At 71.0% G+C, this 23,773-nt stretch carries 22 protein-coding genes and 2 tRNA genes; 5 read left to right on the forward strand and 19 right to left on the reverse strand.

The window, feature by feature from the left end:
* Positions 1 to 275 precede the first annotated feature (275 nt).
* The 9 genes from ACFFCA_RS16525 to ACFFCA_RS16565 all read right to left on the reverse strand — a co-directional run bounded on the left by ACFFCA_RS16525 (position 276) and on the right by ACFFCA_RS16565 (position 8,507).
* The gene (locus ACFFCA_RS16525) at positions 276 to 662 is read right to left on the reverse strand and encodes a phospholipase (protein WP_375486752.1); all 387 of its coding nucleotides are present in this window, start codon (positions 660 to 662) and stop codon (positions 276 to 278) included.
* Positions 659 to 2,380: a DUF4331 domain-containing protein gene (locus ACFFCA_RS16530; protein ID WP_375486754.1), complete on the reverse strand. Its 1,722-nt coding sequence runs from the start codon at positions 2,378 to 2,380 to the stop codon at positions 659 to 661. The genes ACFFCA_RS16525 and ACFFCA_RS16530 overlap by 4 nt, the downstream gene beginning before the upstream one ends.
* Before the next feature lie 71 nt (positions 2,381 to 2,451).
* The gene (locus ACFFCA_RS16535; protein ID WP_375486756.1) at positions 2,452 to 2,721 is read right to left on the reverse strand and encodes a twin-arginine translocation signal domain-containing protein; all 270 of its coding nucleotides are present in this window, start codon (positions 2,719 to 2,721) and stop codon (positions 2,452 to 2,454) included.
* A gap of 44 nt (positions 2,722 to 2,765) precedes the next feature.
* Positions 2,766 to 4,148: a DUF4331 domain-containing protein gene (locus ACFFCA_RS16540; protein ID WP_375486758.1), complete on the reverse strand. Its 1,383-nt coding sequence runs from the start codon at positions 4,146 to 4,148 to the stop codon at positions 2,766 to 2,768.
* A 537-nt stretch (positions 4,149 to 4,685) separates the two neighbouring features.
* A complete protein-coding gene (locus ACFFCA_RS16545) occupies positions 4,686 to 4,901 on the reverse strand; it encodes a sigma factor-like helix-turn-helix DNA-binding protein (RefSeq protein ID WP_375486760.1) in 216 nt (71 codons plus the stop codon).
* A 137-nt stretch (positions 4,902 to 5,038) separates the two neighbouring features.
* Complete coding sequence (locus ACFFCA_RS16550; protein WP_375486762.1) at positions 5,039 to 6,508, reverse strand: PP2C family protein-serine/threonine phosphatase; 1,470 nt, start codon at positions 6,506 to 6,508, stop codon at positions 5,039 to 5,041.
* Between the two features lie 281 nt (positions 6,509 to 6,789).
* Positions 6,790 to 6,862 (reverse strand) — tRNA-Arg (locus ACFFCA_RS16555).
* Positions 6,863 to 6,932: 70 nt separating this feature from the next.
* A tRNA-Ser gene (locus ACFFCA_RS16560) sits at positions 6,933 to 7,023 on the reverse strand.
* A gap of 89 nt (positions 7,024 to 7,112) precedes the next feature.
* Entirely contained in the window at positions 7,113 to 8,507 is a 1,395-nt protein-coding gene (locus ACFFCA_RS16565) for an L-serine ammonia-lyase (protein ID WP_375486764.1), read from the reverse strand.
* Positions 8,508 to 8,620: 113 nt separating this feature from the next.
* Between ACFFCA_RS16565 and ACFFCA_RS16570 the strand changes: the two genes are divergently transcribed.
* Entirely contained in the window at positions 8,621 to 9,337 is a 717-nt protein-coding gene (locus ACFFCA_RS16570) for a siderophore-interacting protein (RefSeq protein WP_375486766.1), read from the forward strand.
* Positions 9,338 to 9,363: 26 nt separating this feature from the next.
* On the opposite strand, the gene ACFFCA_RS16575 is transcribed toward ACFFCA_RS16570, so the two are convergent.
* From ACFFCA_RS16575 to ACFFCA_RS16605, 7 genes are all read right to left on the reverse strand, one after another.
* Positions 9,364 to 10,494: a hypothetical protein gene (locus ACFFCA_RS16575; protein ID WP_375486768.1), complete on the reverse strand. Its 1,131-nt coding sequence runs from the start codon at positions 10,492 to 10,494 to the stop codon at positions 9,364 to 9,366.
* A gap of 6 nt (positions 10,495 to 10,500) precedes the next feature.
* A complete protein-coding gene (gene purB / locus ACFFCA_RS16580) occupies positions 10,501 to 11,889 on the reverse strand; it encodes an adenylosuccinate lyase (protein ID WP_375486805.1) in 1,389 nt (462 codons plus the stop codon).
* 77 nt (positions 11,890 to 11,966) lie between these two features.
* Complete coding sequence (locus ACFFCA_RS16585) at positions 11,967 to 12,626, reverse strand: hypothetical protein (protein ID WP_375486770.1); 660 nt, start codon at positions 12,624 to 12,626, stop codon at positions 11,967 to 11,969.
* 57 nt (positions 12,627 to 12,683) lie between these two features.
* The gene (locus tag ACFFCA_RS16590) at positions 12,684 to 13,418 is read right to left on the reverse strand and encodes a hypothetical protein (protein WP_375486772.1); all 735 of its coding nucleotides are present in this window, start codon (positions 13,416 to 13,418) and stop codon (positions 12,684 to 12,686) included.
* Between the two features lie 15 nt (positions 13,419 to 13,433).
* Complete coding sequence (locus ACFFCA_RS16595; RefSeq protein ID WP_375486774.1) at positions 13,434 to 14,153, reverse strand: hypothetical protein; 720 nt, start codon at positions 14,151 to 14,153, stop codon at positions 13,434 to 13,436.
* Positions 14,150 to 15,391, reverse strand: a complete 1,242-nt coding sequence (gene purD / locus ACFFCA_RS16600; RefSeq protein ID WP_375486776.1) for a phosphoribosylamine--glycine ligase — start codon at positions 15,389 to 15,391, stop codon at positions 14,150 to 14,152. Before purD ends, ACFFCA_RS16595 begins: the two co-directional genes overlap by 4 nt.
* Positions 15,392 to 15,413: 22 nt before the next feature.
* On the reverse strand, positions 15,414 to 16,715 hold the full coding sequence (locus ACFFCA_RS16605) for an adenylosuccinate synthase (protein ID WP_375486778.1): 1,302 nt from the start codon (positions 16,713 to 16,715) through the stop codon (positions 15,414 to 15,416).
* Between the two features lie 64 nt (positions 16,716 to 16,779).
* Here ACFFCA_RS16605 and ACFFCA_RS16610 point away from each other — a divergent pair, with 64 nt between their 5' ends.
* Entirely contained in the window at positions 16,780 to 18,132 is a 1,353-nt protein-coding gene (locus ACFFCA_RS16610) for an AMP-binding protein (RefSeq protein ID WP_375486780.1), read from the forward strand.
* A gap of 93 nt (positions 18,133 to 18,225) precedes the next feature.
* On the opposite strand, the gene ACFFCA_RS16615 is transcribed toward ACFFCA_RS16610, so the two are convergent.
* Complete coding sequence (locus tag ACFFCA_RS16615) at positions 18,226 to 18,633, reverse strand: DUF3151 domain-containing protein (protein ID WP_375486782.1); 408 nt, start codon at positions 18,631 to 18,633, stop codon at positions 18,226 to 18,228.
* Positions 18,634 to 18,716: 83 nt separating this feature from the next.
* Entirely contained in the window at positions 18,717 to 19,748 is a 1,032-nt protein-coding gene (gene fbaA / locus ACFFCA_RS16620) for a class II fructose-bisphosphate aldolase (protein ID WP_375486784.1), read from the reverse strand.
* Between the two features lie 139 nt (positions 19,749 to 19,887).
* On the opposite strand from fbaA, the gene ACFFCA_RS16625 reads away from it, so the two are divergent.
* Entirely contained in the window at positions 19,888 to 20,895 is a 1,008-nt protein-coding gene (locus ACFFCA_RS16625; RefSeq protein ID WP_375486786.1) for an NAD-dependent epimerase/dehydratase family protein, read from the forward strand.
* Between the two features lie 53 nt (positions 20,896 to 20,948).
* Complete coding sequence (locus ACFFCA_RS16630) at positions 20,949 to 21,593, forward strand: DedA family protein (RefSeq protein WP_375486788.1); 645 nt, start codon at positions 20,949 to 20,951, stop codon at positions 21,591 to 21,593.
* Here the strand turns inward: ACFFCA_RS16630 and ACFFCA_RS16635 are convergent, their stop codons facing one another.
* Positions 21,594 to 21,890, reverse strand: a complete 297-nt coding sequence (locus ACFFCA_RS16635) for a hypothetical protein (RefSeq protein ID WP_375486789.1) — start codon at positions 21,888 to 21,890, stop codon at positions 21,594 to 21,596.
* 24 nt (positions 21,891 to 21,914) lie between these two features.
* On the opposite strand from ACFFCA_RS16635, the gene ACFFCA_RS16640 reads away from it, so the two are divergent.
* Entirely contained in the window at positions 21,915 to 23,627 is a 1,713-nt protein-coding gene (locus ACFFCA_RS16640; RefSeq protein WP_375486791.1) for a ribonuclease J, read from the forward strand.
* Positions 23,628 to 23,773: the final 146 nt, after the last annotated feature.

A 23,773-nucleotide genomic window follows, 5' to 3' on the forward strand; every position in this document is an offset into this window, starting at 1 on the left:
GGCGACGTCCTCTCTGGTGACCGTGAAGGACGGGACCGGGGGCAGCTTGTCGTAGTGGTGGTGCTCGCCGGCGGGCCCGGTGGGGTAGGGGGCAGGGCACGGGTGTGGTGGGCCGGCCGCACCAGGAGCACGGCGACGGACGCCGCGACCACGAGCAGCGCGCCGACGGCGATGGCCATCCGGGCACGCCGGTCCCGCGGCAGCCACAGCGCCGGCCGACCGGGACGCAGGATGCGCCGGGGTCGTCGGGGCTTGGGTGGTGTCGGCGTCACGGGTCAGCGCCAGTCGAGCTGGGTGACCTCGCCACCGGTGACCCGGACGACGTCGGCCTCGGTGCCGTCGACGTTCCACAGCTGATAGGTGCCGGCCGCCAGCCCGGGGTACACCGCGGCGTAGCGGATCCCCGAGGGCATCCGCCGGGCCAGCACCGCCACGTGGGTGCGGCCCGGGTGATGGTGGGCGTGCCCACCGTCTCCGTCCGGGTGCTCGTGCGGGTGGTCGCGTTGGAAGACGTCCAGTGCGCCGTCACTGAGCGGGCTGATCTCGATCTCTTCCCCCGCCAGGGCCTCGGGGGTCAGCAGGATCAGGGCGCCGACGTCCCCACCGATGTCGAGCACCACGGTGCCGTGGTCGGTCCGTGCGCCGGTGTCCTGCTCGGTCACGCGCCGCTGCCGTCCACGTCACCCCGCGAGGGGCGGGGCCGTGGGCGCTGGGGGGCGGGGCCGGGGGCCGCCGACGCCGCGCTGCCCACTGTGCGCGAGCGTGCGGCTGCGGCGCCGACGACGGCGAGGCCGGCCAGGGCGGCGCCGGCCAGCACACCGGTGTCCGAGCCGGTGTCCTTCGGTGCGACGCCGGTCTGCGGCGCCCCGACGGGGATGGTGCTGCTCGACGGCGGCCGGTTGATGGCGCCCAGGTCGGGGGCCGGGTCGTTGTTCCCGGGGGTGGAGTAGCCGCTGTGCGGCGTGCCCAGGTACGGGAACGTCGACAGGTAGTGCACCGTGTTGCCGGCCGTCACATCGGTGTTGCTGGACGTCAGACCCTGGGTGATCGCCCCCGCGGCGGCGTCGGGCACGTACGACGGTGCGACCAGCGGCAGGATGGCCCCGGCCAGGGCACGGAGCTCGATCGTGGTGACGTCGTCGAAGACGCGGCGGCCGTTCGGGAAGCCCGCCAGGTCGAGACCGAGCAGCCCCAGGTTGCTGGGGCTCTTCGTCGTGGGCGGCACCGCGACGTTCAGGCGGAGCAGCTCCGCGAGCGTCTTCCCGTCGCCCTCGGTCGAGAAGTCCGCGATGGCCTTCTTGGTGGCGGCGTCGGCGTTCTTCGGGGTCAACGGCTTCAGGACACCCTTGGGCAGGCCGGTCAGGAACACCGCCTCGATGTCGGCGCGGTCGCCCGTGAACTTCGCCAGGTGCGGGAACACGCCGGGATACAGCACGGGCAGCAGGCCGGCGAGTTCGGGCTTGGCGAAGCGCGTGGCGAACTGCTTGTCGTCCGCGGGGTTCTGGGAGTTGAACCTGTCCTTGTTCGGGATGTTGATCAGCACTTCGTTGACCAACGGGTTCGCGAGGCGGGAGACCTGCACGAAGTTCCCGGTGGGCGCGGGCGTGCCCGTCGCGTTGTAGGCCGTCTCACGCTGTCGGCTGGCCGAGGCGTAGACACCGATGATGTTGTCGGCGTCGCCGATGGTGGTGCCGTCGGCGGTTGGCGCCAGCAATTCCTTCTTCGGGACCTGGATCGCGATGGTGTGGATGTTCTTGGCCGCGGTGCCGTTGACCCCGGGCGCGTTCGGCATCTTCGCCAGGTGCGCGGCCAGGAACGGACGCAGGATGCCGAGGTCGAAGATGGCACCGAGGTCGACGTAGAAGCCCTCGGCACGCTGGCCGGCGAACACGGTCTCGCCGGTGTTCAGCGTATGGATCGCGGAGCTGGCCAGCTTGCCGTAGTTCGGGGTCGAGGCCGGTCCGATGTTGCACGGCGGGCACGCGAGGTTGGTGCCCAGGGGCACCCCACCGGGCTGACCGCCGGCGCCGATGACCTTGGTGACGCTGTAGAACTGGCGGCGGTTCCAGTTGGCACTGTCGATCGTCTCGATCGGGCCGGTGTTGTAGAGGAAGGTGTTCTCGTTCCGGATCTGGGTGTTGAACCGGAACTGGTAGGTCAGCTCGGCGACCCCGTCACCGTCGTTGTCGATGTGGATCTCGTAGAGCACGTCGTCACCGAACTCGAAGAAGTTCGGGCCACCGGCCGGGTCCTCCAGCGGGACGAAGTTGGCGATCAGCGTGACGGTGTCGGGCTTGTCCGGGCTGACGAACGCGTACACATCGGTGTTGTCGGCCGCCGCGTCGTTGGCGATCCCGGGCGCTTCCTTGTGTGACGACATGCCTTGCCTTCCTGGGGCTGGTTCGGCCTGCTGGCCGGGCCGGTCGAGCGGTGACGGACGCGGGTTGCGCGTCAGCCGCGGGCAGCGATCTTCGCGAGCTGGGCGGCCAGCGCCTTGTCGTGGTGCACGACCTCGGACTCGCCGACGAGCACCGCGATCTCCCCGGTGCGGGCGTTCTTGACCCACACCGTGAACGGGCCGTCGTGCGCGGGGCCGGCGCCGGACGCGTCAGGCGTGGCCGCGTCCGCGGATCCCATGGACGGCAGTACCGTCGTGGCGCCGACCGCGGCGGCGCCGATCGAGGCGTTGCGGATGAACCTGCGGCGGGAGTGTTCTGACATCGTGGTGGACCTTTCGCTCGGTGCGCTGGGAGACGGGCTGGTGGTCACGGGTTCTGGTAGCCGCCGTGCGGCGTGCCGAGGTAGGGGAACTCATAGATGTAATTTACGGTGTTCTCCGCGTTGACGTCGCGATTGCTGGACGTCAGGCCCTGCGTGATCGCACCGACCGCCTTGTCCGGCTGATAGGTCTTGTCGACGAGCGGGATGGTGGCTCCGGCGATGGCGCGCAGCTCGATCGTGGTCACGTCGTCGAAGACGCGTCGGCCGTTGGGGAAGCCGGCCGCGTCACCTCCGATGAGACCGAGGTTGCTGGGCTTGGTGACCGTGGGCGGGATGGCCATGTTCAGGCGCAGCAGGTCGGCCTGCGTCGTGCCGGTGAAGTTCTGGAAGCCGGGCACGACGCCGGCCGGGATGCCGGTGAGGATGATCGCCGCCAGGTCCGCACGGGACTTCTTGTACTTGGCCAGTCTGGGGAACACGCCCGGGTAGAGCACGGGAAGCAGGCCGGCCAGCTCGGGTTTGGTGACGTTGTCGGCGAAGTCGCTGTCGTTCACCGGGTCGCTGGCGTTGAACTTGTCCTTCTGACCGAGCGGGTTGAGCACCTCGTTGACCAGCGGGTTGGCCTGACGCGACACCTGCACCCACGGCCCCGACTGCTGCACCGTGCCGTCGCCGTTGTAGATCTTGGACGCCTGACGGCTCGCCGTGGCGTACACGCCGATGGTCGACCGCAGATCCTTCGGGTCACCGGCGTGGTAGCCGCCCCTGGCCAGGTCGCTCTTGGGGACCTGGATCGCGATCGTGTGGATGTTCTTGGCCTTGGTGGCGTTGATGCCCCCGGACGCCGGCATCTTCGACAGGTGGAAGTTGTGCAGGGGGCGCAGCGTGCCCAGGTCGAAGATCGCACCCAGGTCGACGTAGAAACCCTCGGCGCGCTGGCCGGTGAAAACCTTGCCGCCGCCCTTGAGGTTGTGGATGGCCGACTTGGCCAGGGCGGCGTAGTCGGGCGTGGAATGCGGACCCACGTTGACCGGCGGGCAGGCGAGATGCGAGCCGAGCACGGTCCGCTCACCTCCGGCGACCCGCGTGACGGTTCCGAACTGCTTGCGGTTCCAGTTCTTGCTGTCCAGTGATTCGATCGGTCCGACGTTGTAGAGGAACGTGTCCGCGATCGTGGTCTCGGTGGTGAACCGGAACTGGTAGGTGATGTCCGCCTTGGCGTCGCCGTTGTTGTCGACGTGGATCTCGTACAGCACGTCGTCGCCGAACTGGGCGAAGTTCGGGCCACCGTTCGGATCCTCCAGCGGCACGAAGTTCGCGATCAGCGTGACGGTGTCGGGCTTGTCCGGGCTCACGAACGCGTAGACGTCGGTGTTGTCCGCTGCCGCGTCGTTGGAGATCGACGGAGCTTCCTTGTGAGACGACATACCTACCTCTCCCTCAGCGCGTGCGCGCGGGTGGTCTCTGGAACGTCATGCGGGGTGCGCGGCCACGGCCGCTGGCGGGAGCGCCGCGATCCGTCGTTCGGATCCGCTCGTTCCCAGGTTCGCCCAGACCCGCGATTTGGGGGCGCGCCTATGTCTAGCCGACGCCGTCGCGAACGTTCGACCCGAAAGGAAGAAGCACTGGCAGAAACAATGACGACGCATTGGCAACGCGATGGACTACGTGAGCGCCCGGCACCATTCGTCCAGGTATCGGGACAATGCGGGGGTCCGGTTACGGGTCGACGAGGACGTTGACGTGGGCCCAGGAGTCAGTGACGAATTCCGCTACCGCGCCGTCGCTGTTCCGCTGGCTGCGGCGCGGACGACGCCCAATGGGCCGGCACGCCGCCCTTCGTGCGCGTCAGGCGACGTGCCGACGATCATTCTTCGTGGAACCGGGCCACCAGGTATCCATCCGGACCTGCCCGGCTTCCATCCGGATCTGCTCGAGATCAGTCCGACAACGCCTAGGTGCGGTCATTCCGTCAGCAGGGCTCGTCCTAGACTGCGCAGCCCGTCGATGACGACGCGGCGAGCCTGCAGAGCCGGAACGCCGAGGGCTGATGCGGTCTCGCGTTCCGAGGCGTGTTCGAAATAGACCTGCCGGAGTGCTTGCGCCTGCTGCTGGGGAAGAGCGGCAAGGCAGTCCGCCACCCGATGGGCCCACTCCAGGCGTACGACGGCGTCGATCACAACCGTCCCTCCTCACTGCCGTGGAACAGGTCGGCTACCAAAACGTACTGTCAATCATTGTCCACTAACAGTCTTTTCACGACGGAACCGGGTCGGGGCTCCGTCCCGGCGGAGCTCGGGGACGGGCATCAGGGGCTCTACCTGGAGGGCGTCACACGGAGAACCAGGAGCGCGATGTCGTCCGTGCTGCTTTCCCCGAACCGGCCGAGCAGTTCGTCGCACAGCGCTTCAGAGGACAGTCGGTGTCGGCCTGACAGAGCACCAAGCAGGCAGTTCAAGCTGTCGTCGATGTCGACATCCCGACGCTCGATGAGACCGTCGGTGTACAGCACGATGGTGGCGTCGGTTGTCAGCGTGAGCAGGTTGTCCGTCCGCCGTGGCTGGTCGCATACCCCCAGCATGACGTTGGGTGGGCTGCTGAGCAGACGGGCTCCGCGGCCATCGAGCAGTACCGGTGGCAGGTGCCCGGCGTTGGACCAGCGCAACCCCATGGACCCGTTCTCATGGGTCACGAGCTGAGCCAGAATCGCCGTCGCGTACGAGCCCGGCTCGAGCGCCTGCATGGCGGAATCGAGGCCGGCCACAATGTTGGCGGGGGAGTCTTGCCGGGTGTAGGCAACCCCGCGCAGCACGTTGCGCAGCTGGGCCATCGTGGCTGCCGCGTTGCGGTCGTGACCTGCCACGTCGCCCACGGCAAGGGTCAGGCTGCCGCCGGGCAGAACGAACGAGTCGTACCAATCGCCCCCGATCTGAGCGAGCTGCATCGCCGGTTGGTAACGCACAGCGACGGCGACCCCCTCGATCGAGGCTGGTGCCGTGAGTAGGTTTCGCTGCAGCGCAGTCGACAGGGCACGCTCTGTGGCGGCCATGCGTTGCTCCGCGTCGTGCGCTGCGATGCGGTTGAAGGCTTGGCTCAGCGAGGCGCAGATGAGGCCGATGAAGTCGACGTACGTGCCGTTCGGCTGCAGCTGCGGGCTGAGCACGACACCGAACGACGCTGCCTCGCCGCGGTTTGCGATCGGGAGCGTGAGCCACACATTCGGCGCCTCGCCATGCGGATGTCCGCCTCCAGAATTGTCCGGAACCGGTTTCCCGGCGGCCGACGGGGCGAGGTCCGGGTGGCGGATCTCTACTCCAGGGACGTCCGCGTCGTGCGCAGCGAGAAGAACAGCCGCGGTGTCGCAGACGGCCTGCGCTGTCTGCAGCTCGACCAGAGCGGATTCAAGCTCGCTCAACAGTCGCATCCGCCGTCGGTCGATCACCTGCTCGGTGGTCTCGCTGGCGATGTCGATGACACCCTCGACCTCGCCGGCGGCGTTCTGCACGGCGGAGTAGGAGAACGTGAAGAACGTTTCTTCGGCGAACCCCTGACGCTGCAGCAACAGCCGAGCGTCCTCGACCCAGGTCGCCTCACCCGTCAGCCTGAACTCGTCCAGCATCGGCCCGATGATGTCCCAGATCTCCGGAAACACCTCACGCGCGGGCCGACCAAGGGCCGCCGAGTGCTTGTCGCCGATCATCTGGGGGTAGGCGTCGTTGTAGACCATTGTGTAGTCGGGGCCCCACAGCAGGGTGACCGGGAATCGTGTGCTCAGTGCGAGCGACACGGTGGCACGCAGCGTGTCCGACCAGTGTTCACACGCCCCGAGCGAGGTAGCGGCCCAATCGACGGAGTCATGGACCGAGCTCGATGCCGGTCTGGCGCTCGCGGTGTGATTTCGCGCCCAGCAGCGCTCGCGACCTCACGACCACCGGGGCCTGACACGGCGTCCACGCCACACCCTTCCTCGGCAGGTCGGTGTACCAGGACACCTGTTCGAAGACCGGCCCGATCGAACGGCCGAGGCATCCGGCCCGAGCCGGCCAATGAATGCGGGGCCCAGAAGGGTGCGCCCGGCAGGATTCGAACCTGCAACCTCTTGATCCGTAGTCAAGTGCTCTATCCGTTGAGCTACGGGCGCTTGCGTACTGCTGTGCTTCCGACGGATCAGTTTAGCGGCCGCGCGGCGACGACCCGGGTCCGGGCGTCGGCGGAGGCTCCGGGATTCGAACCCGGGATGGGCTTTAAGACCCAAACCGCATTAGCAGTGCGGCGCCATAGACCAGACTAGGCGAAGCCTCCAAGCGGCTGGGTCGTGCTCGAGGAGCACACAGCCACCGAGCGGAGAGCCTACAAGGCGCCCGAACCCCGTTCCACCGCCCGGTCCCGGCTCAGCACTCGATGACGTTGACGGCCAGCCCGCCGCGGGCGGTCTCCTTGTACTTCACCTTCATGTCGGCGCCGGTCTCCCGCATGGTCTTGATGACCTTGTCGAGGCTGACGATGTGCCGCCCGTCGCCGCGCAGCGCGATCCGCGCCGCGTTGATCGCCTTGACCGCGCCCATGGCGTTCCGCTCGATGCACGGCACCTGGACCAGCCCACCGACCGGGTCGCACGTCAGGCCCAGGTTGTGCTCCATGCCGATCTCGGCCGCGTTCTCGACCTGGCCCGGGGTACCGCCGAGCACCTCGCACAGCGCGGCCGCCGCCATCGAGCAGGCCGAACCGACCTCACCCTGGCAGCCCACCTCGGCCCCCGAGATCGACGCGTTCTCCTTGTAGAGCACGCCGATCGCGCCCGCGGCCAGCAGGAACCGGACGATGCTGTCGTCGCTCGCGCCGGGGCAGAAGCGTACGTAGTAGTGCAGCACCGCCGGCAGGATGCCCGCCGCGCCGTTGGTCGGGGCGGTGACGATGCGCCCACCGCCCGCGTTCTCCTCGTTGACCGCCAGCGCGAACAGGTTGACCCAGTCCATGACGGGCAGCGGGTCGGTGGTGACCGCGGTTCCGTCGGCCGTCGCCGTCGCCTCGTCGCAGAGCCGGCGGTACAGCTCGGGCGCACGACGGGGCACCTTCAGCCCGCCCGGCAGCACGCCCTCGTTCGCGCACCCGTTCGCGACGCACTGAACCATGACCGCCCAGATGTCCAGCAGGCCCTGACGGACCTCGGCCTCGCTGCGCCACGACAGCTCGTTGGCCAGCATCACCCCGCTGACGGGCAGCCCGGTCTCGGCACAGCGCGCGAGCAGCTCGTCGCCGGTGAGGAAGGGGTGGGCGACGGCGGTGGAGTCCGGCGCGATGCGGTCGGCGCCGGCCGCCGCGTCGTCCACCACGAAACCGCCGCCGACGGAGTAGAAGGTGCGCTCCCGCAGGAGGACGTCGTCGACGCCGTAGGCGAAGTAGCGCATGCCGTTCGGGTGGAAGCGCAACGTCTGACGGCGGTGCAGGACCAGGTCGTCGTCGGCCAGCCCGACCTCGTGCCTGCCGAGCAACCGCAGCCGGCCCGAGTCGCGTACGGCCTGCGCCCGTGCGACCACGGTGCTGGTGTCGACGGTCTCGGGCCGTTCGCCCGCGAGCCCCAGGATGACGGCTCGGTCACTGCCGTGCCCGTGGCCGGTGGCGCCGAGCGAGCCGAACAGCTCGACCCGCACCCGCACGACCTTCTCGAGCAGGCCGTCGTCGGCGAGGCCCTGGGCGAAGGTGTGCGCCGCCCGCATCGGGCCGACCGTGTGGGACGACGAGGGCCCGATGCCGATCGAGAAGAGGTCGAACACGCTGAGGGCCACGCCCCCATCATGCTCGCCGGTAGGCGCACCGCCCGGACCGATCGCGCGTTCCGTCGCTAGGGTTCGGGAGGGCCATGCCTGCCCTGACCCCGCAGCGTCCGAGGGAGGAGACCATGACCACGCCGATCGTGCGCCGCTCCCCCACCCACCGCGCGACCGTGCTGGGCGCAGTAGACCTCACCCCGCGGATGCGGCGGGTCACCGTGGCGTCCGACGCGATGCGTGACGTGCAGCTGCGTCCGGCTCAGGACGTCGAGCTGCACCTGCGCACCGACGAGGGTCGCCGGGTCAAGCGGCGCTACACCATCGCGCAGGCCCGCCCGCAGGCCGGCGAGCTCGACCTCGACGTGCTGCTGCACGGTGACGGACCGGGTGCCCGCTGGGGCGCGGTGGCCGGGCCCGGTGACGAGGTCGAGTTCCAGGGCCCGCGCGGCAAGCTGGAGCTGCGGTCGGCGCCGTGGCACCTGCTCGCGGGCGACGAGTCGGCGTTACCGGCCATCGCGGCGATCCTGGCGGCGCTGCCGCCCGGCGAGCCGGCGCAGGCGTTCGTCGAGGTCACCGACACCGACGACGAGCTGCCGGGCCTGCCGGTGACCTGGGTGCACCGTGGCGACGCGGCGCCCGGTGGCCCGGACGTTCTCGACGCCGCGCTGGCCACCTTCCCCCTGCCGCCGGGGGCCGGGCACGCCTACCTGATGGGCGAGACCCGCGCCGTGGTGGCGCTGCGGGGCGCGCTCGAGCGCCGCGGCGTCGCGCACGAGTCGGTCTTCGTCAAGGGCTACTGGAATCTCGGCCGTCCCGACCGGCTGGCCAACCGCCCGCCCACCTGAACCGCCGACCTGAACCGGCCGGCGGCTCAGGTCGAGCAGCGGCCGATGTCGAAGGCCACCGGCCGGACGGTGCCCCCGTCGGCCTGGAACACCCGATCGCCGAGCACCGTGACGAACGGTGACGTGGCCACGGCCAGCGCCTGCACCTTGGCCGGCCCGGGGGCGTCCACCGGGTCGGCGGTCGTGACGCACGCGAGCTCGGGCCCACCCCGCCCGGTGCCCTGGCCGCTGCCCAGCACGATCACCGAGCGTCTGCCGGTGGCCACGAATTTCAGGTCGCCGTCGAGCCCGGTGGCCAGCGCCTGCTGGTCGACCTTGTCCGTCAGCGGGTCGAGCGTGTTCAGCTCGGGCCCCTGCCCGCGCACGGTGCCGAGCACGAACACCGTCGACCCGGCCACGGCCAGCGCGTTGTCGACCGTCTCGAGCACGACCGGCTTGTCCAGCCCGGACGGCGTCCACCGGCCGATCGCGCTGCCGTTGCCGCCCTCGGCGAACAGCAGGCTGCCGCCGGCGGTGACCAGCTCCCGGGCCGAGAGATCGACCTTCGCCATCTGCGTGAACCGGGTCGCGTCGGCGGTGATGCGCAGCAGCCGACCGGCCGAGAGCACGAACAGGGCCCCGTTGAGCACCGAGGCCCCGGTGACGGGCGCCCGCGTCGAGGCGTGGACGGTGCGGTGCAGGTCGTCCGCGGCGAAGCCCTCGACGACCCCCGTACCGGCGCGGTCGGCCGACGATCCGAACGACACGACCCAGATCGTCCGCTCCTGCGGGTCGGCCACCAGCTGCGCCTCGTCGAACGGCAGCTCCTGCTGCGAGACGGGTGTGCTCGCCGCCACGTGGCCGCCGCCCCCGCCGCGGTGCAGCCGGTCGCCGGCGAGCCAGTACAGCGAGCTGCCGTCGGCGGCCAGGCCGACGACCGGCGTACCGGGTCCGGCGTCGGACGGTCCGGCCGTCGACGGCGTCGGAGTCGGGGTCGGCCGGGCGCTGTTCTCGTGGTCGTCGCGCGCGGACACGATGACGCCGAGGGCGGCGGCCACCACGGCGAGCGCGGCGACCACCCAGACCCAGCGAGGCACCGGACGGCGCGGGCCGGTGTCGAGCACGTCCTCGTCGGCGTTCTCGCCGGTGTCGTCGCCGACGAACTCGATGCCGGGCACGGCGGTCTAGAGGATCGGTTCGGGGCGGTAGTCGGTGGCCGTCGGGTCGGTGGCGAGCACGGCGTCGACCGCGGCCACCACCGCGGCCACCTGGGCGCGGGCGGCGCCGGTGAAGCTGATCGGCTCCGCGAGCAACCCGTCGAGCTGACCGGCCGTGAGCCCCAGCCGCGAGTCGGCGGCGAGCCGGTCGAACAGCTCGTTGCGGTCGGCACCCTTCTCGCGCATCTCGAGCGCCACCGCGACCGCGTTCTCCTTGATCGCCTCGTGCGCGCTCTCGCGGCCGACGCCGTTGCGCACGGCTGCCATCAGCACCTTGGTGGTGGCGAGGAACGGCAGGTAGCGGTCGAGCTCGCGCTCGATGACGGCCGGAAACGCACCGAAGTCGTCGAGGACGGTCAGCGTCGTCTCGAGCAGCCCGTCGAGGGCGAAGAACGCATCCGGCAGGGCCACTCGCCGCACGACCGAGCACGACACGTCGCCCTCGTTCCACTGGTCGCCCGCGAGCTCACCGGTCATCGAGGCGTAGCCGCGCAGGACGACCGCGAACCCGTTGATGCGCTCGGCGGAGCGGGTGTTCATCTTGTGCGGCATCGCGCTCGACCCCACCTGGCCGGGACGGAAGCCCTCGGTGACGAGCTCGTTGCCCGCCATCAGCCGGATGGTGGTGGCGAGGTTGGACGGGGCCGCGGCCAGCTGGACGAGCGCGGTGAGGACGTCCCAGTCCAAGGAGCGCGGGTAGACCTGCCCGACGCTGGTCAGCGTGTTGGTGAAGCCGAGGTGCGCGGCCACCCTGCGTTCCAGCTCGGCGAGCTTGCCCGCGTCGCCGTCGAACAGATCGAGCATGTCCTGGCCGGTGCCCACCGGGCCCTTGATGCCGCGCAGCGGGTAGCGGCCGACGAGGTCGTCGAGGCGACCGAGAGCCACCAGCAGCTCGTCGGCGACGGTGGCGAAGCGCTTGCCCAGCGTCGTGGCCTGGGCAGCGACGTTGTGCGAGCGGCCCGCCATGACCAGCGCGTCGTACTCGGCGGCCCGCCGCGCAAGGCGACCGAGCACGGCCAGCACCTTGGTCCGCACGAGCAAGAGCGACGAGCGCACCTGCAGCTGCTCGACGTTCTCGGTGAGGTCGCGGCTGGTCATGCCCTTGTGGATCTGCTCGTGCCCGGCCAGCTCGGCGAACTCCTCGATGCGGGCCTTCACGTCGTGCTTGGTGACGCGCTCCCGTTCGGCGATCTTGTCCAGCCACACCGCGTCGGTGCCCTGGTCGACGACCCGCTGGTAGGCCTCGATCGCGCCGTTCGCCGCGGGCACGCCCAGCTCGTCCTGCGCACGCAGCACCGCCAGCCACAGCTGACGCTCGAGCACGACCTTCTGAGCCGGCGACCAGAGCGCGGCCATGTCGGTCGAGGCGTAGCGGGCGGCGAGGACGTTGGCGACAGCAGGCTTCACCCGGCCATTGTCCCCCGTGCGCGCGGTCAGCCGACGGTGAGCAGGCGACGGTCGGCGGCGATCGCGTGCAGGACGTTGGAACCCGGCGCCCGCCAGTCGGGGCCGCTGGCCGTGACGTCCACGGTCAGCCCGTGCGCGACGACGACGGCCGAGGTGGTGCTGCCCGGCCCGACCGTCGCGGACGTGACGTGCGTCCGGTCGCCGGAGGAGCTCGGGTCGATGTCGATGTGCACCGTGATCCGGCCCGCGTGCGCCTCCACGCTCCGGCTGCGCAACGTCGGCGTGCGGCCCTTGACCACGGTCGAGGTGCCGCTGACGTCGGTGACGCCGGACAGCCGCTCGCGCAGCGCGGCCTCGACCCCGGCGGGGACGCCCGCCTCGGTCCGGCACGCGTCGACGACCGGACAGGCCGCCACGACGACGATGCTCGGCGGGGCGACGGTCGGGGCCGGTACCGTCGCCGGCGGTGCCGTCGAGCCGCCCGTACTCTGCGCGGATTTCGGCCCATCGCCGTCGTCCGACCTGCCGACGAGCACGGCCGCGACCACCGCCGCCGCGACCACGACGACGCCGCCCACCCGCACCGCCCGGGTGGCGCGCGGCGACCAGGTGCGTCGGGGGCCGGTCGTCAGTTCCTCGTCGCCGCCCGCCTCCGGGTCGGGGTCGACGAACTCGATCTCCGGCACCCGGTCAGCGTAGGTCCACGGGCGGCGACCGCGGAGGTCGACAGCGTGGCGTCCGGGTCACTCGGCCGTCAGCAGCCGTCCGTCCGCAGCCAGTGAGCGCACGGCCGCCAACGTCGGCGCCTGCGTGGCCGGTCCGCTCACCGTCGCGGTGATCGCCAGACCCCGCCGGACCACGGTGGCCGACACGGTCTCGCCCGCTCCCCGGTGCGACGCACGCGACCTGTCGTGTTCACCGGCAACGGCCGGTCGGACGAGCACCCCGATGTCCAGGCGGCCGGCGTGGGCGGTCACCTGACGACTGCGCAACGTCGAACGCGAGCGGAAGAGCACACTGCCACCGACGACGCCGCTGACGCCGGCGAGGTGCGCCGCCAGCGCCGTGGACATGGCGGGCGGGAGGGTCAGCACCACTTCGCAGGCGTGGACCTCGGGGCAGGCGAGCTCGACGGTCATCGTCGACAGCGTCGACGACGGCTGCCCGGTGAGTCGCTCCGGTCCGCCGTGCGGCGGCGGGTTCGGGGCGGGACGTCCGACGGCGACCGTTCCGGACAGCGCCCCGGTGACGAGCGCAGCGCGGCCGGGCACGACCGTCAACCCTGCGGACGGTCCGGAGCGCGACCCGTGGGTCAGGAGCCCGACCGCCGCGGACCCCGCCACGACGGCGAGCACGACCGCCGCGCTCAGCCGCACGACACGTGTCGTGCGGGCCGACCACACCCGTCGCGGCCCGGTGGTCAGCTCCTCGTCGACGCCCGCATCGGGATCCGGTTCGACGAACTCGATCTCGGGCACGCGGCCAGCGTAGGTCTAGACGGTCAGCAGGCGCGGGTCGTCGACCAGGGTGCTGAGCTGGTCGAAGGTCTCCCTCGTCCCGGAGCGGTCGGTCGTTTGCGCCTTCACGAACCACCAGCGCAGGCGCGCGCTCACGTGGGTGACCGACCGGTGACCGTCGTCCTTCGCGTCACCGCTGGGTGTGTCGCCCGCCGCGTGGGCCTGCACCCGCACGGTGAGGGCCGCCGACCCCACCCGGGCGTCGAGCTCGCGGAACCACAGCGGGTCGCCCTGCCTGCGGTCGACCAGGCGGATCGTCTCGGTGGCGGTGAACCTCGCCTGCGGGAACACCGACCGCACGGCTGCCTGCACCGTGTTCGGCGCCGTGGACGACGTGTAGCACTGCAGGCCCAGGCAGCGGGTCGGGTCCGGACCGGTCCGTAGGGGCAGGCTGGTCACGGCGCGCCCCGCCGCGGAGCCGGTCGGCGTACTGCTCGGCGTCCTCGGCGATCCCGGCTCGTCACGTCGCGAGTCGTGCAGCAGCGCCCGCCCGATGAGCAGCGCGAGCACGGCGACCACGACGACCGTAGGCAGGCCGTACCGCCCGCGGAGGAACTGCTCGAGGCGCGGCCGCCACTGCGACGTCCTCGACGGGTGCCGTGGCAGCTCCTCGTCCCGGCCGTCCCCGACCGTCGCGTCCTCGACGAAATCGACCTGCTCGTCCCGATCGCCGTTCCCGTCACCGGTGCCGCTCAACCGGGCACGGCACCCTGGGTCGCTCGCAGCGCGATGTCGCTGCGGTACTGACCGCCGGGCAGGTCGATCGACGCGAGCAGCGCGTAGGCCTTCTGCCTGGCCTCGGCGAGGGTGGGCGCGGTCGCCGTCGCCGACAGCACCCGTCCGCCCGCGGAGACGATCGCCCCGTCGTCGCGGCGCCGCGTGCCGGCGTGCACGACGCCGTCCTGCTCGGCGCCGGTGAGCACGTCACCCGTCCGCGGGGTGTCGGGGTAACCGGCCGACGCGAGCACCACGGTGACGGCGGACCCGTCGTGCCAGCGCAACGGCGGGAGGTCGGCGAGGTGCCCGGTGGCGGCGGCGTCCAGCAGTCCGGCCAGAGGGGTTGCGAGCAGGGCGAGGACGACCTGGGTCTCGGGATCGCCGAAGCGGGCGTTGAACTCGATGACCCGCGGGCCGTCCCGGGTGATCGCGAGCCCCACGTACAGCAGGCCGGCGAACGGCGTCCCCCGGCGGGCGAGCTCGTCGACGGTGGGTCGGGCGACGTCGCGGACGATCTCGTCGACGAGGTCGGCGGACAACCACGGCAGGGGGGCGTACGCGCCCATCCCGCCGGTATTGGGCCCGGTGTCGCCGTCGCCGATGCGTTTGAAGTCCTGGGCCGGGACGAGCGGGACGACGGCGTGACCGTCGGTGACACAGAACAGCGACACCTCGGGCCCGTCGAGGTACTCCTCGACGACGACGCTGCTGCAGGCCGCGGCATGTGCGAGCGCTGCGTCGCGGTCGTCGGTGACCACGACCCCCTTGCCCGCGGCGAGGCCGTCGTCCTTCACGACGTACGGCGCCCCGAACTCGTCGAGCGCCTCGACGACCTGGTCGGGGGTCACGCACACGCGTGCCCGCGCGGTGGGCACGCCGGCCGCGCCCATGACGTCCTTCGCGAACGCCTTGCTGCCCTCGAGGCGGGCGGCGGCCTGCGACGGCCCGAAGCAGGCGATGCCGGCGGCGCGGACGGCGTCGGCGACGCCGGCCACGAGTGGGGCCTCCGGGCCGACGACGACCAGGTCGGCGTCGACTGCCCGGGCGAGCTCGGCGACGGCGGCGGGGTCGGTGGCCTGCACGCCGCGCTGCTCGGCGACGGCCGCGGTGCCGGCGTTGCCCGGGGCGCACACGAGCGCGGTGACGGACGGGTCGTGCGCCAGGGCCAGACAGAGCGCGTGCTCGCGGGCGCCGTTGCCGATGACGAGGACGCGCACGGGTCGAGCCTAGCGAGGCAGATCAGTCGAGCAGGTCGCGGACCACGATCGTCTCGTCGCGCCCGGGGCCGACCCCGATGGCCGAGATCGGGGCCTTGATCATCTTTTCGAGGGCGTCGACGTAGTCGCGGCAGTTGCGCGGCAGCTCGTCGACCGAACGCGCCTTGGAGATGTCTTCCGTCCAGCCCGGGAAGGTCTCGTAGATCGGCACGGCGCGGTCGAAGTCGGCCTGGTTCATCGGCAGCTCGTCGTGGCGCACGCCGTCGATCTCGTAGGCGACGCAGACCGGCACCTCGTCCATACCTGTGAGTACGTCCAGCTTGGTCAGGACGAAATCGGTGACGCCGTTGATCCGGGTGGCGTACCGGCCGATGACCGCGTCGAACCAACCGCACCGTCTCGGCCGGCCGGTGGTGGTGCCGAACTCGGCCCCGTTGTTGCGTAGGATCTCGCCCTTGGCGTCGAGCAGCTCCGTCGGGAACGGCCCCTCGCCGACTCGCGTCGTGTAGGCCTTGATCACCGCGATGACGCTGCTGATGCGGGTGGGCGGGATGCCGCTGCCGGTGCAGGCGCCGCCCGCGGTGGCCGAGGACGAGGTGACGAACGGGTACGTGCCGTGGTCGACGTCCAGCAGGGTGGCCTGGCCGGCCTCGAGCACGACGGTCTCGTCACGGTCGAGCATCTGCTCGAGCAGCAGCGACGTGTCGGCGACCATCGGCCGCAGGCGCTCGGCGTAGGAGGACAGCTCCTCGACGACCGCGTCGACGTCGAACGCCTTCCGGTTGTAGACCTTGACCAGGATCTGGTTCTTCAGGCTCAACGCGCCGGTGACCTTGGCGTGCAGGACGTCGGTGTCGAACAGGTCCTGGACGCGGATGCCGACGCGCGACATCTTGTCCGCGTACGTGGGGCCGATGCCGCGGCCGGTGGTGCCGATCTTGGACTTGCCGAGGAAGCGTTCGGTGACCTGGTCGAGGGTGCGGTTGTAGGGCGCGATGACGTGCGCCGAGCCGCTGACGACCAGCGCTGAGGTGTCGACGCTGCGCGCCTCGAGCCCGTCGATCTCTTCGAACAGCACACCGAGGTCGATGACGACGCCGTTGCCGATGATCGGTACACAGCCCGGCGTGAGGATGCCCGACGGCAGGAGGTGCAGCGCGTACTTCTCGCGGCGTCCGTCCTCGGTGTCGATGACGATCGTGTGCCCGGCGTTGTTGCCGCCGTTGAACTTCACCACGCCGTCGATGCGGCTGCCGAGCAGGTCCGTGGCCTTGCCCTTGCCTTCGTCGCCCCACTGGGCTCCGACGAGCACGATTGCCGACATGGCTGCACCTCCTTGTCCGTATAGGCCCCGAGAAGGGTAGACGAGAGCCCCCTACCGTGGTGCCGTGCCTGCGTTGTTACCCCCCGCGCTGCCGTCCGTGACCGTCGACGGACGCACCCTCGACGGACCGTCCGTCCTGGCCGCAGCTGCCGCCGTGGCCGACCGCATCGCCGGAGCCCGCGCGGCCGCCGTGGACGCCACCGCGTCGCTCGAGACGGTGGTCGCGGTGGTCGGCTGTCTGCTGGCCGGTGTGCCGGCGGTACCCGTGCCACCCGACTCGGGCGTGCGCGAGCTGCGGCACGTGCTCACCGACTCCGACGCCGAGATCTGGTTGGGCGCCCCGCGCGATCACGTCTTCCTCGACGCCGCGCCGGTGGACGTGACCGCGCGCTCGGCGACGACGTGGACCGAGCCGGCCGACGGCACGGCTCTCGTCATGTACACGTCCGGGACGACCGGCGACCCGAAGGGTGCCGTGCTGTCGCGACGGGCGTTGGTGGCCGGTCTGGACGGCCTGCGCGACGCGTGGGGGTGGACGCCCGACGACGTGCTGGTGCACGGGCTGCCGCTGTTCCACGTCCACGGTCTGATCCTCGGGGTGCTCGGTGCGTTGCGGGCCGGCAGCCCCCTCGTGCACACCGGCCGGCCCACGCCCGCCGCCTACGCTGCCGCGGGCGGCACGCTGTACTTCGGCGTCCCGACCGTCTGGGGGCGGGTCGCCGCCGACGCGGCCGCGGCCCGCGCGCTGTCATCGGCCCGGTTGCTCGTGTCGGGCAGCGCCGGGCTGCCGGCCACCGTGTTCGACGCGTTGCAGCAGCTCGCGGGACAGGGACCGGTCGAGCGTTACGGCATGACGGAGACGCTGATCACGCTGGCCGCCCGCGTCGACGGCGTCCGCCGCCCGGGATGGGTCGGGACGCCGATCGCGGGCGTCCGGTCACGGGTGGTCGACGACGCCGGAGCCGTGGTGCCCACGAGCGAGATCGGCAACCTGCAGGTGCGTGGCAGCACGTTGTTCGACGGCTACCTGGACCGCGGCCCCGCGCCGCTGACCGCGGACGGCTGGTTCGACACCGGCGACTCGGCGGAGGTCGACGACACGGGCGATCACCGCATCGTCGGGCGGACGCGGGACGACCTGATCAAGACCGGCGGATACCGGGTCGGCGCCGGCGAGGTCGAGGGCGTCCTGCTCGAGCACCCGTCCGTGCGCGAGGTGGCCGTGATCGGGGTGCCGGACGACGACCTGGGGCAACGCATCGTGGCGTTCGTGGTCGCGGACGGGATCGCTGAGCAGGCCCTGGTCGACCACGTGGCGGTGCAGTTGTCGCGGCACAAGCGGCCGCGCGAGGTGCGTTTCGTCGACGCACTCCCCCGCAACGCGATGGGCAAGATCCAGAAGCAACGGCTGGTCTGACCGCCCCCCATTCCCGTCGAATGGTCAGTTACGCGCCGAGTGGTCACCTACAGGTGACCACTCGTGTCCTAACCGACCACTCGACGTTGAACCTCAGGACGAGAGTGCGGTCACGGCCTCGGGGTCGCTGTCGGCGAGCAGCTGCGCGCACCGCTGGGCCTCGTCGGTCTCGCCGATCCCGCCGGCGGCCTGGCCGAGGGCATGGATCGCTCGCAGCACCCCGCGGTTCGGGACGTGCGCCCACGGCACCGGCCCCTGGCCCTTCCAGCCGGCCCGCCGCAGCGCGTCGAGGCCGCGGTGGTAGCCGGTGCGGGCGTACGCGTAACCCTCGATCGTGCGGCCACCGGCCAGCGCGCCCTCGGCCAGCGTCGCCCACGCCGCGGACGAGGTCGGGTACTGCGCGGCGACCTCGGCCGGCGCCGTGCCCCCGTCGAGCAGGGCCACCGCCGGGTCCTCGGGCAGGTAGGTGGGCGGGGCGAGCAGGTTGCCGAAGTGGGTCATGAGCCGATTGTGCCGCGTCGACCGCAGCAGCGAACGCCCCCTCCTGCCGGTCGCCACCGGCCGGAGAGGGTGATCGTCGACGGTCAGGTGTGGGTGCCGGCCGACTGCAGGGCCTCGCACGCCTCGACGACCCGGGCGCTCATGCCGGCCTCCGCGAGCTTCAGGTAGGACCGCGGGTCGTAGGCCTTCTTGTTGCCGACCTCGCCGTCGACCTTGAGCACGCCGTCGTAGTTGGTGAACATGTGGCCGGCGATCTCGCGGGTGAACGCGTACTGCGTGTCGGTGTCGACGTTCATCTTCACCACGCCGTAGCCCACCGCCTCGCGGATCTCCGACAGCTCCGAGCCCGACCCGCCGTGGAACACCAGGTCGAAGGGGCGCTGCGTGCCGAACTTCTCACCGACCGCGTCCTGGATCTCGCGCAGGATCTCGGGCCGCAGCTTCACCGATCCGGGCTTGTACGAGCCGTGCACGTTGCCGAAGGTGGCGGCCAGCAGGTAGCGGCCGCGCTCCCCGAGCCCCAGCTTGTCCGCCGTGTCCAGCGCGTCGCCCGGGGTCGTGTACAGCTTCTCGTTGGCCTCGCCGCCCTCGCCGCCGTGCACGCCGTCCTCCTCGCCGCCGACGACCCCGATCTCGAGCTCGAGCACGACGTGCGCACGAGCCGCCTTCTCGAGCAGCTCGGCGGCGATGTCGAGGTTCTCGTCGAGGTCGATGGCCGAGCCGTCCCACATGTGCGACTGGAACAGCGGCGGCCGACCGGCGTCGACGCGGTCCTGCGAGACGGCGAGGAGCGGCCGGACGTAGGTGTCGAGCTTGTCCTTCTGGCAGTGGTCGGTGTGCAGCGCCACGGTGACCGGGTACTTCGCGGCCACGACGTGCGCGAACTCGGCCAGGGCGACGGCGCCGGTCACCATCTCCTTGATGCCCAGGCCGGATGCGAACTCGGCACCGCCGGTGGAGAACTGGATGATCCCGTCGCTGCCCGCGTCGGCGAAACCCTTCAGGGCCGCGTTGACCGTCTCCGAGGACGTGCAGTTGATCGCCGGGTAGGCGAAGCCGCCGGCCTTCGCGCGGTCGAGCATCTCGGCGTAGGTCTCGGGCGTGGCGATCGGCATGGCGGCACTCCTGTCGCTGCTGGTGGTCTGTCGCTGCTCGTGGTGGCAGGGCGTTCGGCCCGCAGTATGTCCTACCGGCGTGTACGCCGGGCGCGAACGCCCCTTCCCGCTGACCGGCCACGCGTGTTGGGCTGGGCCGATGGACGTTCTGGTGATCGGCGGCTCGGTGTTCCTCGGCCGCGCGGTGGTCGAGGAGGCGCTGGCCCGCGGCGACCGCGTCACCGTGTTCAACCGCGGGCTGTCGGGCACGACCCCGCCCGGTGTCGAGCAGGTCCGCGGCGACCGTACGGACGCGGCCGACGTCGAACAGCTGGCCGGGCGACGCTTCGACCTCGTCGTCGACACGTGCGGGTACGTGCCGGCCGACGTCGCGCTGTCGGCTCGGGTGCTGTCACCGCACGTCGGGTTCTACGCCTTCGTCTCGAGCATCAACGCCTACCCGGGTTGGCCTCGACACCTCGACTACGCGGAACGAGGTGTCCACGACGGCGACCCGGACGCGACACGCGACAACATACCTGAAGGTATGCAGGAGCCCGACCCGTACGGGTGGCTGAAGGTCGGCTGCGAACGAGCCGTCACACGCGCCTTCGGCGAGCGGCGGTCCGTCCTGCGCGCCGGGCTCATCGTCGGGCCGCACGACCGGGCGATCGGCCGCCTGCCGTGGTGGATCGACCGCATCGCCCGGGGCGGCGAGGTGCTGGTGCCCGGCTCGCCGGGCGATCCGGTTGCCCTCGTCGACGCCCGTGACCTGGCCCGCTTCGCGTTGTCCGGGGTCGCCGGGGAGTTCGAGACGCCGGGTCGCGCAGGCGACACCCGCGACGACGTGGTCTCCGCCTGCCGCGCCGCCACCGGCTCCGACGCGGGCTTCACCTACGTCGCGGACGACTGGCTGGCCGAGCAGGGCGTGGAGCCGTGGACGGAGGTGCCGCTCTGGATCCCGCCCGGCGAGGGCCCGGCGGTGTTCCGCCCGCACGGCGACGCGGCGGCGGCGGCCGGTTTGTCCTGGCGACCGCTCACCGAGACGGTGGCCGACACCTGGGAGTGGCAGCGCTCCCTCGATCCCCCATGGACACCGGCCGAGCGCACTCCTGGTCTCGCGCCCGACCGGGAGGCGGAGCTCCTGCACGCCTGGAAGCACTCGTAGCGCCCACTCGACGCACAGCCGGCTCGTGACCCCGCTCCGTACACTTGCGCATCATGCTGCTGGCGAACCCCCTGAACACCGACAGCCTGACATCGGGTTCGGGCGCCCTGGTCGTTCTCGCCATCATCATCTTCTGCGAGTCCGGGCTGCTCATCGGCTTCTTCCTGCCCGGGGACACCGTGCTGTTCGCCGCGGGGGTCAGCATCGCCACCGGCGCCATCGCGTCGCCGGAGATCGGCGGTTCGGCGCTCACGTCGTTCCTGATCGTCCTGCCGGCCGCGGCCATCGTGGGCAACGTGGTCGGTTACGTCATCGGCTACCGGGTGGGCCCGATCGTCTTCGACCGCCCCAACTCCCGCATGTTCAGACCCGAGTACGTCGACCGCGCCCACAAGTTCTTCGAGCGTTTCGGGTCGTGGACGATCCTCATCGGGCGGTTCATCCCGATCGTGCGCACTCTGTTGACGGTGATGGCCGGCGTAGGCCGGATGCGCTTCCCGCTGTTCCTGTTGTGGACGGTGGTCAGCGGCATCATCTGGACGGACGGCATGGTCCTGTTCGGCCACCAACTGGGTCAGGTGAAATTCGTCCGCGAGCACAAGGGCGACATCGACTACCTGATCATCGTGGTGGTCGTCATCGGCCTCATCCCGGCCACCATCCACTACCTGCAGAGCCGGCGGCGCCGCACCCGCTGATCAGCTGCCCGAGCGGCGCTGGGCACAGGCCCGTCGCACGTGGTCCGGTGCGTCCAGATGCACGCCGAAGTACGTGGCGTTCAGGTCGCAGGAGTGCGAGTTGTAGGCGTCGCGGACGTGCTGGCGCTGCTGCCAGACCAGCACACCGAGCACCACGACGACGATCACGGTGAGGACGCGGACCACCAGCGCCTTGACCACCAGCACGATGAGGACGGCGAGGACGACCAGGGCGACGGTGAGCCCGATCCCGAGGCCGGTGATGTCGTCCGATCCGATCGCCAGGTCTGAGCCCACGAACCGTGACGATAGCCTCAGGGAGTGACGTCGGAGCAGAAGTCGGGCCTGTCGCAGCCGCCCGCGCTCGTACCCGGGGGCCTGCGGGTCGTGGCCCTCGGCGGGATCAAGGAGATCGGTCGCAACATGACCGTCTTCGAGTACTCCCCGGCGGGTGGACGCAGCCGGTTGCTGATCGTCGACTGCGGGATGCTGCTGGGCAAGACCAACTCCCCGGGCATCGACATCACCCTCCCGGACTGGTCCTACTTCGCGGACCGTCTCGACGACATCGACGCCGTCGTGCTCACGCACGGCCACGAGGACCACATCGGCGCGCTGCCGTACCTGCTGCGCGATCGCAAGGACATCCCGGTCATCGGCTCCCGGCTCACGCTGGCGCTCGTGTCGGCCAAGCTCGACCAGCATCAGCTGCGACGTACCGCGGACCTGCGCCAGGTCGTCGAGGGCGACGCCGTCGAGCTGGGCGGCTGGGGCCTGCGCTTCTACGCCGTCAACCACTCCATCCCCGACGCCTTGGCCGTGGCCATCCGCGCCGGCGAGCAGACCGTCCTGCACACCGGCGACTTCAAGATGGACCAGACGCCGTTGGACAACCGGCTCACCGACCTGCCCGGCTTCTCACGCCTCGGGGACGAGGGCGTCGACCTGCTGCTCGCCGACTCCACCAACGCCGAGGTCGGCGGGTTCATCCCCTCCGAGCGCGACGTCGGCAAGGTCGTCGCCGACGTCATCGCCAAGGCCCCGGGTCGCATCATCGTGGCCTGCTTCGCCTCCCACGTGCACCGTGTCCAGCAGGTGCTCGACGCGGCGGTCGCCGCCGAGCGGCACGTCGCCCTCGTCGGGCGCTCGATGGTGCGCAACATGCAGATCGCCCGCGAACTGGGCCTGCTGCACGTGCCGGACGGCGTCATGATCGACCTGAAGATGGCCGAGGAACTGCCGTCGCGACGCGTCATGCTCATCTCGACGGGGTCTCAGGGCGAGCCCCTGTCGGCGCTGTCGCGCATGGCCAACCGCAGCCACCAGATCATCTCGATCTCGTCCGACGACACGATCCTGCTGGCGTCCTCGCTCATCCCCGGCAACGAGACCTCCGTCGGTCAGGTCATCAACGGGTTGTCGCGCCTCGGCGCCACCGTGATCCACAAGTCGATGGCCCTGGTGCACGTGTCCGGCCACGCCCCGGCCGGCGAGCTGCGCTACCTGCTCAACGCGGTGCGGCCGACGAACCTGATGCCGGTGCACGGCGAATGGCGACACCTGCGCGCGCACGCCGCGATCGGACGCTCGGTGGGTCTCTCCGACGATCGGATCATGCTCGCCGAGGACGGCACGGTCGTCGATCTCGTCGACGGGCTGGCCACGATCACCGGCAAGATCCCGGTCGGCTACGTCTACGTCGACGGGCTCGAGGTCGGCGACATCGGCGACTCGACGCTGAAGGACCGCCGCATCCTCGGCGACGACGGCTTCCTGTCCATCCTGGTGGCCGTCGACGTCGAGGCCGGCCGGGTCGTGTACGGCCCCGAGATCACCTCACGCGGCTTCAGCGACGACCCGTCGGCACTCGACCCGATCCGCGCCGAGCTGATCGAGGTCGTCGAGAAGGCCGTTGCCGACGGCACCCGCGACGCCGACTCGTTGCAGCACCTGGTCCGCCGCACCGTCGGCCGCTGGGTCGACCGCGAGTACCGGCGCCGCCCGATGCTCGTGCCGATGGTGCTCGAGGTCTAGAACACACCCTGACCGTCACCGGGCCTGTCAAGGGCCGGACGGGCAATTCGTGTGTGGTTTGTGTTAGAGGGACGTTGGTCCCGGGCATACCCGGACTGTCGGCCGCTGCAGCGAAGAGCGGCAGACATGAACCGCGGGGGTTCATC

Source organism: uncultured Jatrophihabitans sp. (assembly GCF_964252635.1).
Classification (GTDB): Bacteria; Actinomycetota; Actinomycetes; order Mycobacteriales; family Jatrophihabitantaceae; genus Jatrophihabitans.

Excerpts from the sequence above, each read along its gene's own strand:
- ACFFCA_RS16530 (WP_375486754.1), bottom strand. The coding sequence starts at position 2,380 with ATGTCGTCACACAAGGAAGCGCCCGGGATCGCCAACGACGCGGCGGCC.
- ACFFCA_RS16535 (WP_375486756.1), bottom strand. The coding sequence starts at position 2,721 with ATGTCAGAACACTCCCGCCGCAGGTTCATCCGCAACGCCTCGATCGGC.
- ACFFCA_RS16540 (WP_375486758.1), bottom strand. The coding sequence starts at position 4,148 with ATGTCGTCTCACAAGGAAGCTCCGTCGATCTCCAACGACGCGGCAGCG.
- ACFFCA_RS16570 (WP_375486766.1), top strand. The coding sequence starts at position 8,621 with ATGACCACGCCGATCGTGCGCCGCTCCCCCACCCACCGCGCGACCGTG.
- purB (WP_375486805.1), bottom strand. The coding sequence starts at position 11,889 with ATGGCCGCGCTCTGGTCGCCGGCTCAGAAGGTCGTGCTCGAGCGTCAG.
- ACFFCA_RS16605 (WP_375486778.1), bottom strand. The coding sequence starts at position 16,715 with ATGTCGGCAATCGTGCTCGTCGGAGCCCAGTGGGGCGACGAAGGCAAG.
- ACFFCA_RS16615 (WP_375486782.1), bottom strand. The coding sequence starts at position 18,633 with ATGACCCACTTCGGCAACCTGCTCGCCCCGCCCACCTACCTGCCCGAG.
- fbaA (WP_375486784.1), bottom strand. The coding sequence starts at position 19,748 with ATGCCGATCGCCACGCCCGAGACCTACGCCGAGATGCTCGACCGCGCG.
- ACFFCA_RS16625 (WP_375486786.1), top strand. The coding sequence starts at position 19,888 with ATGGACGTTCTGGTGATCGGCGGCTCGGTGTTCCTCGGCCGCGCGGTG.
- ACFFCA_RS16630 (WP_375486788.1), top strand. The coding sequence starts at position 20,949 with ATGCTGCTGGCGAACCCCCTGAACACCGACAGCCTGACATCGGGTTCG.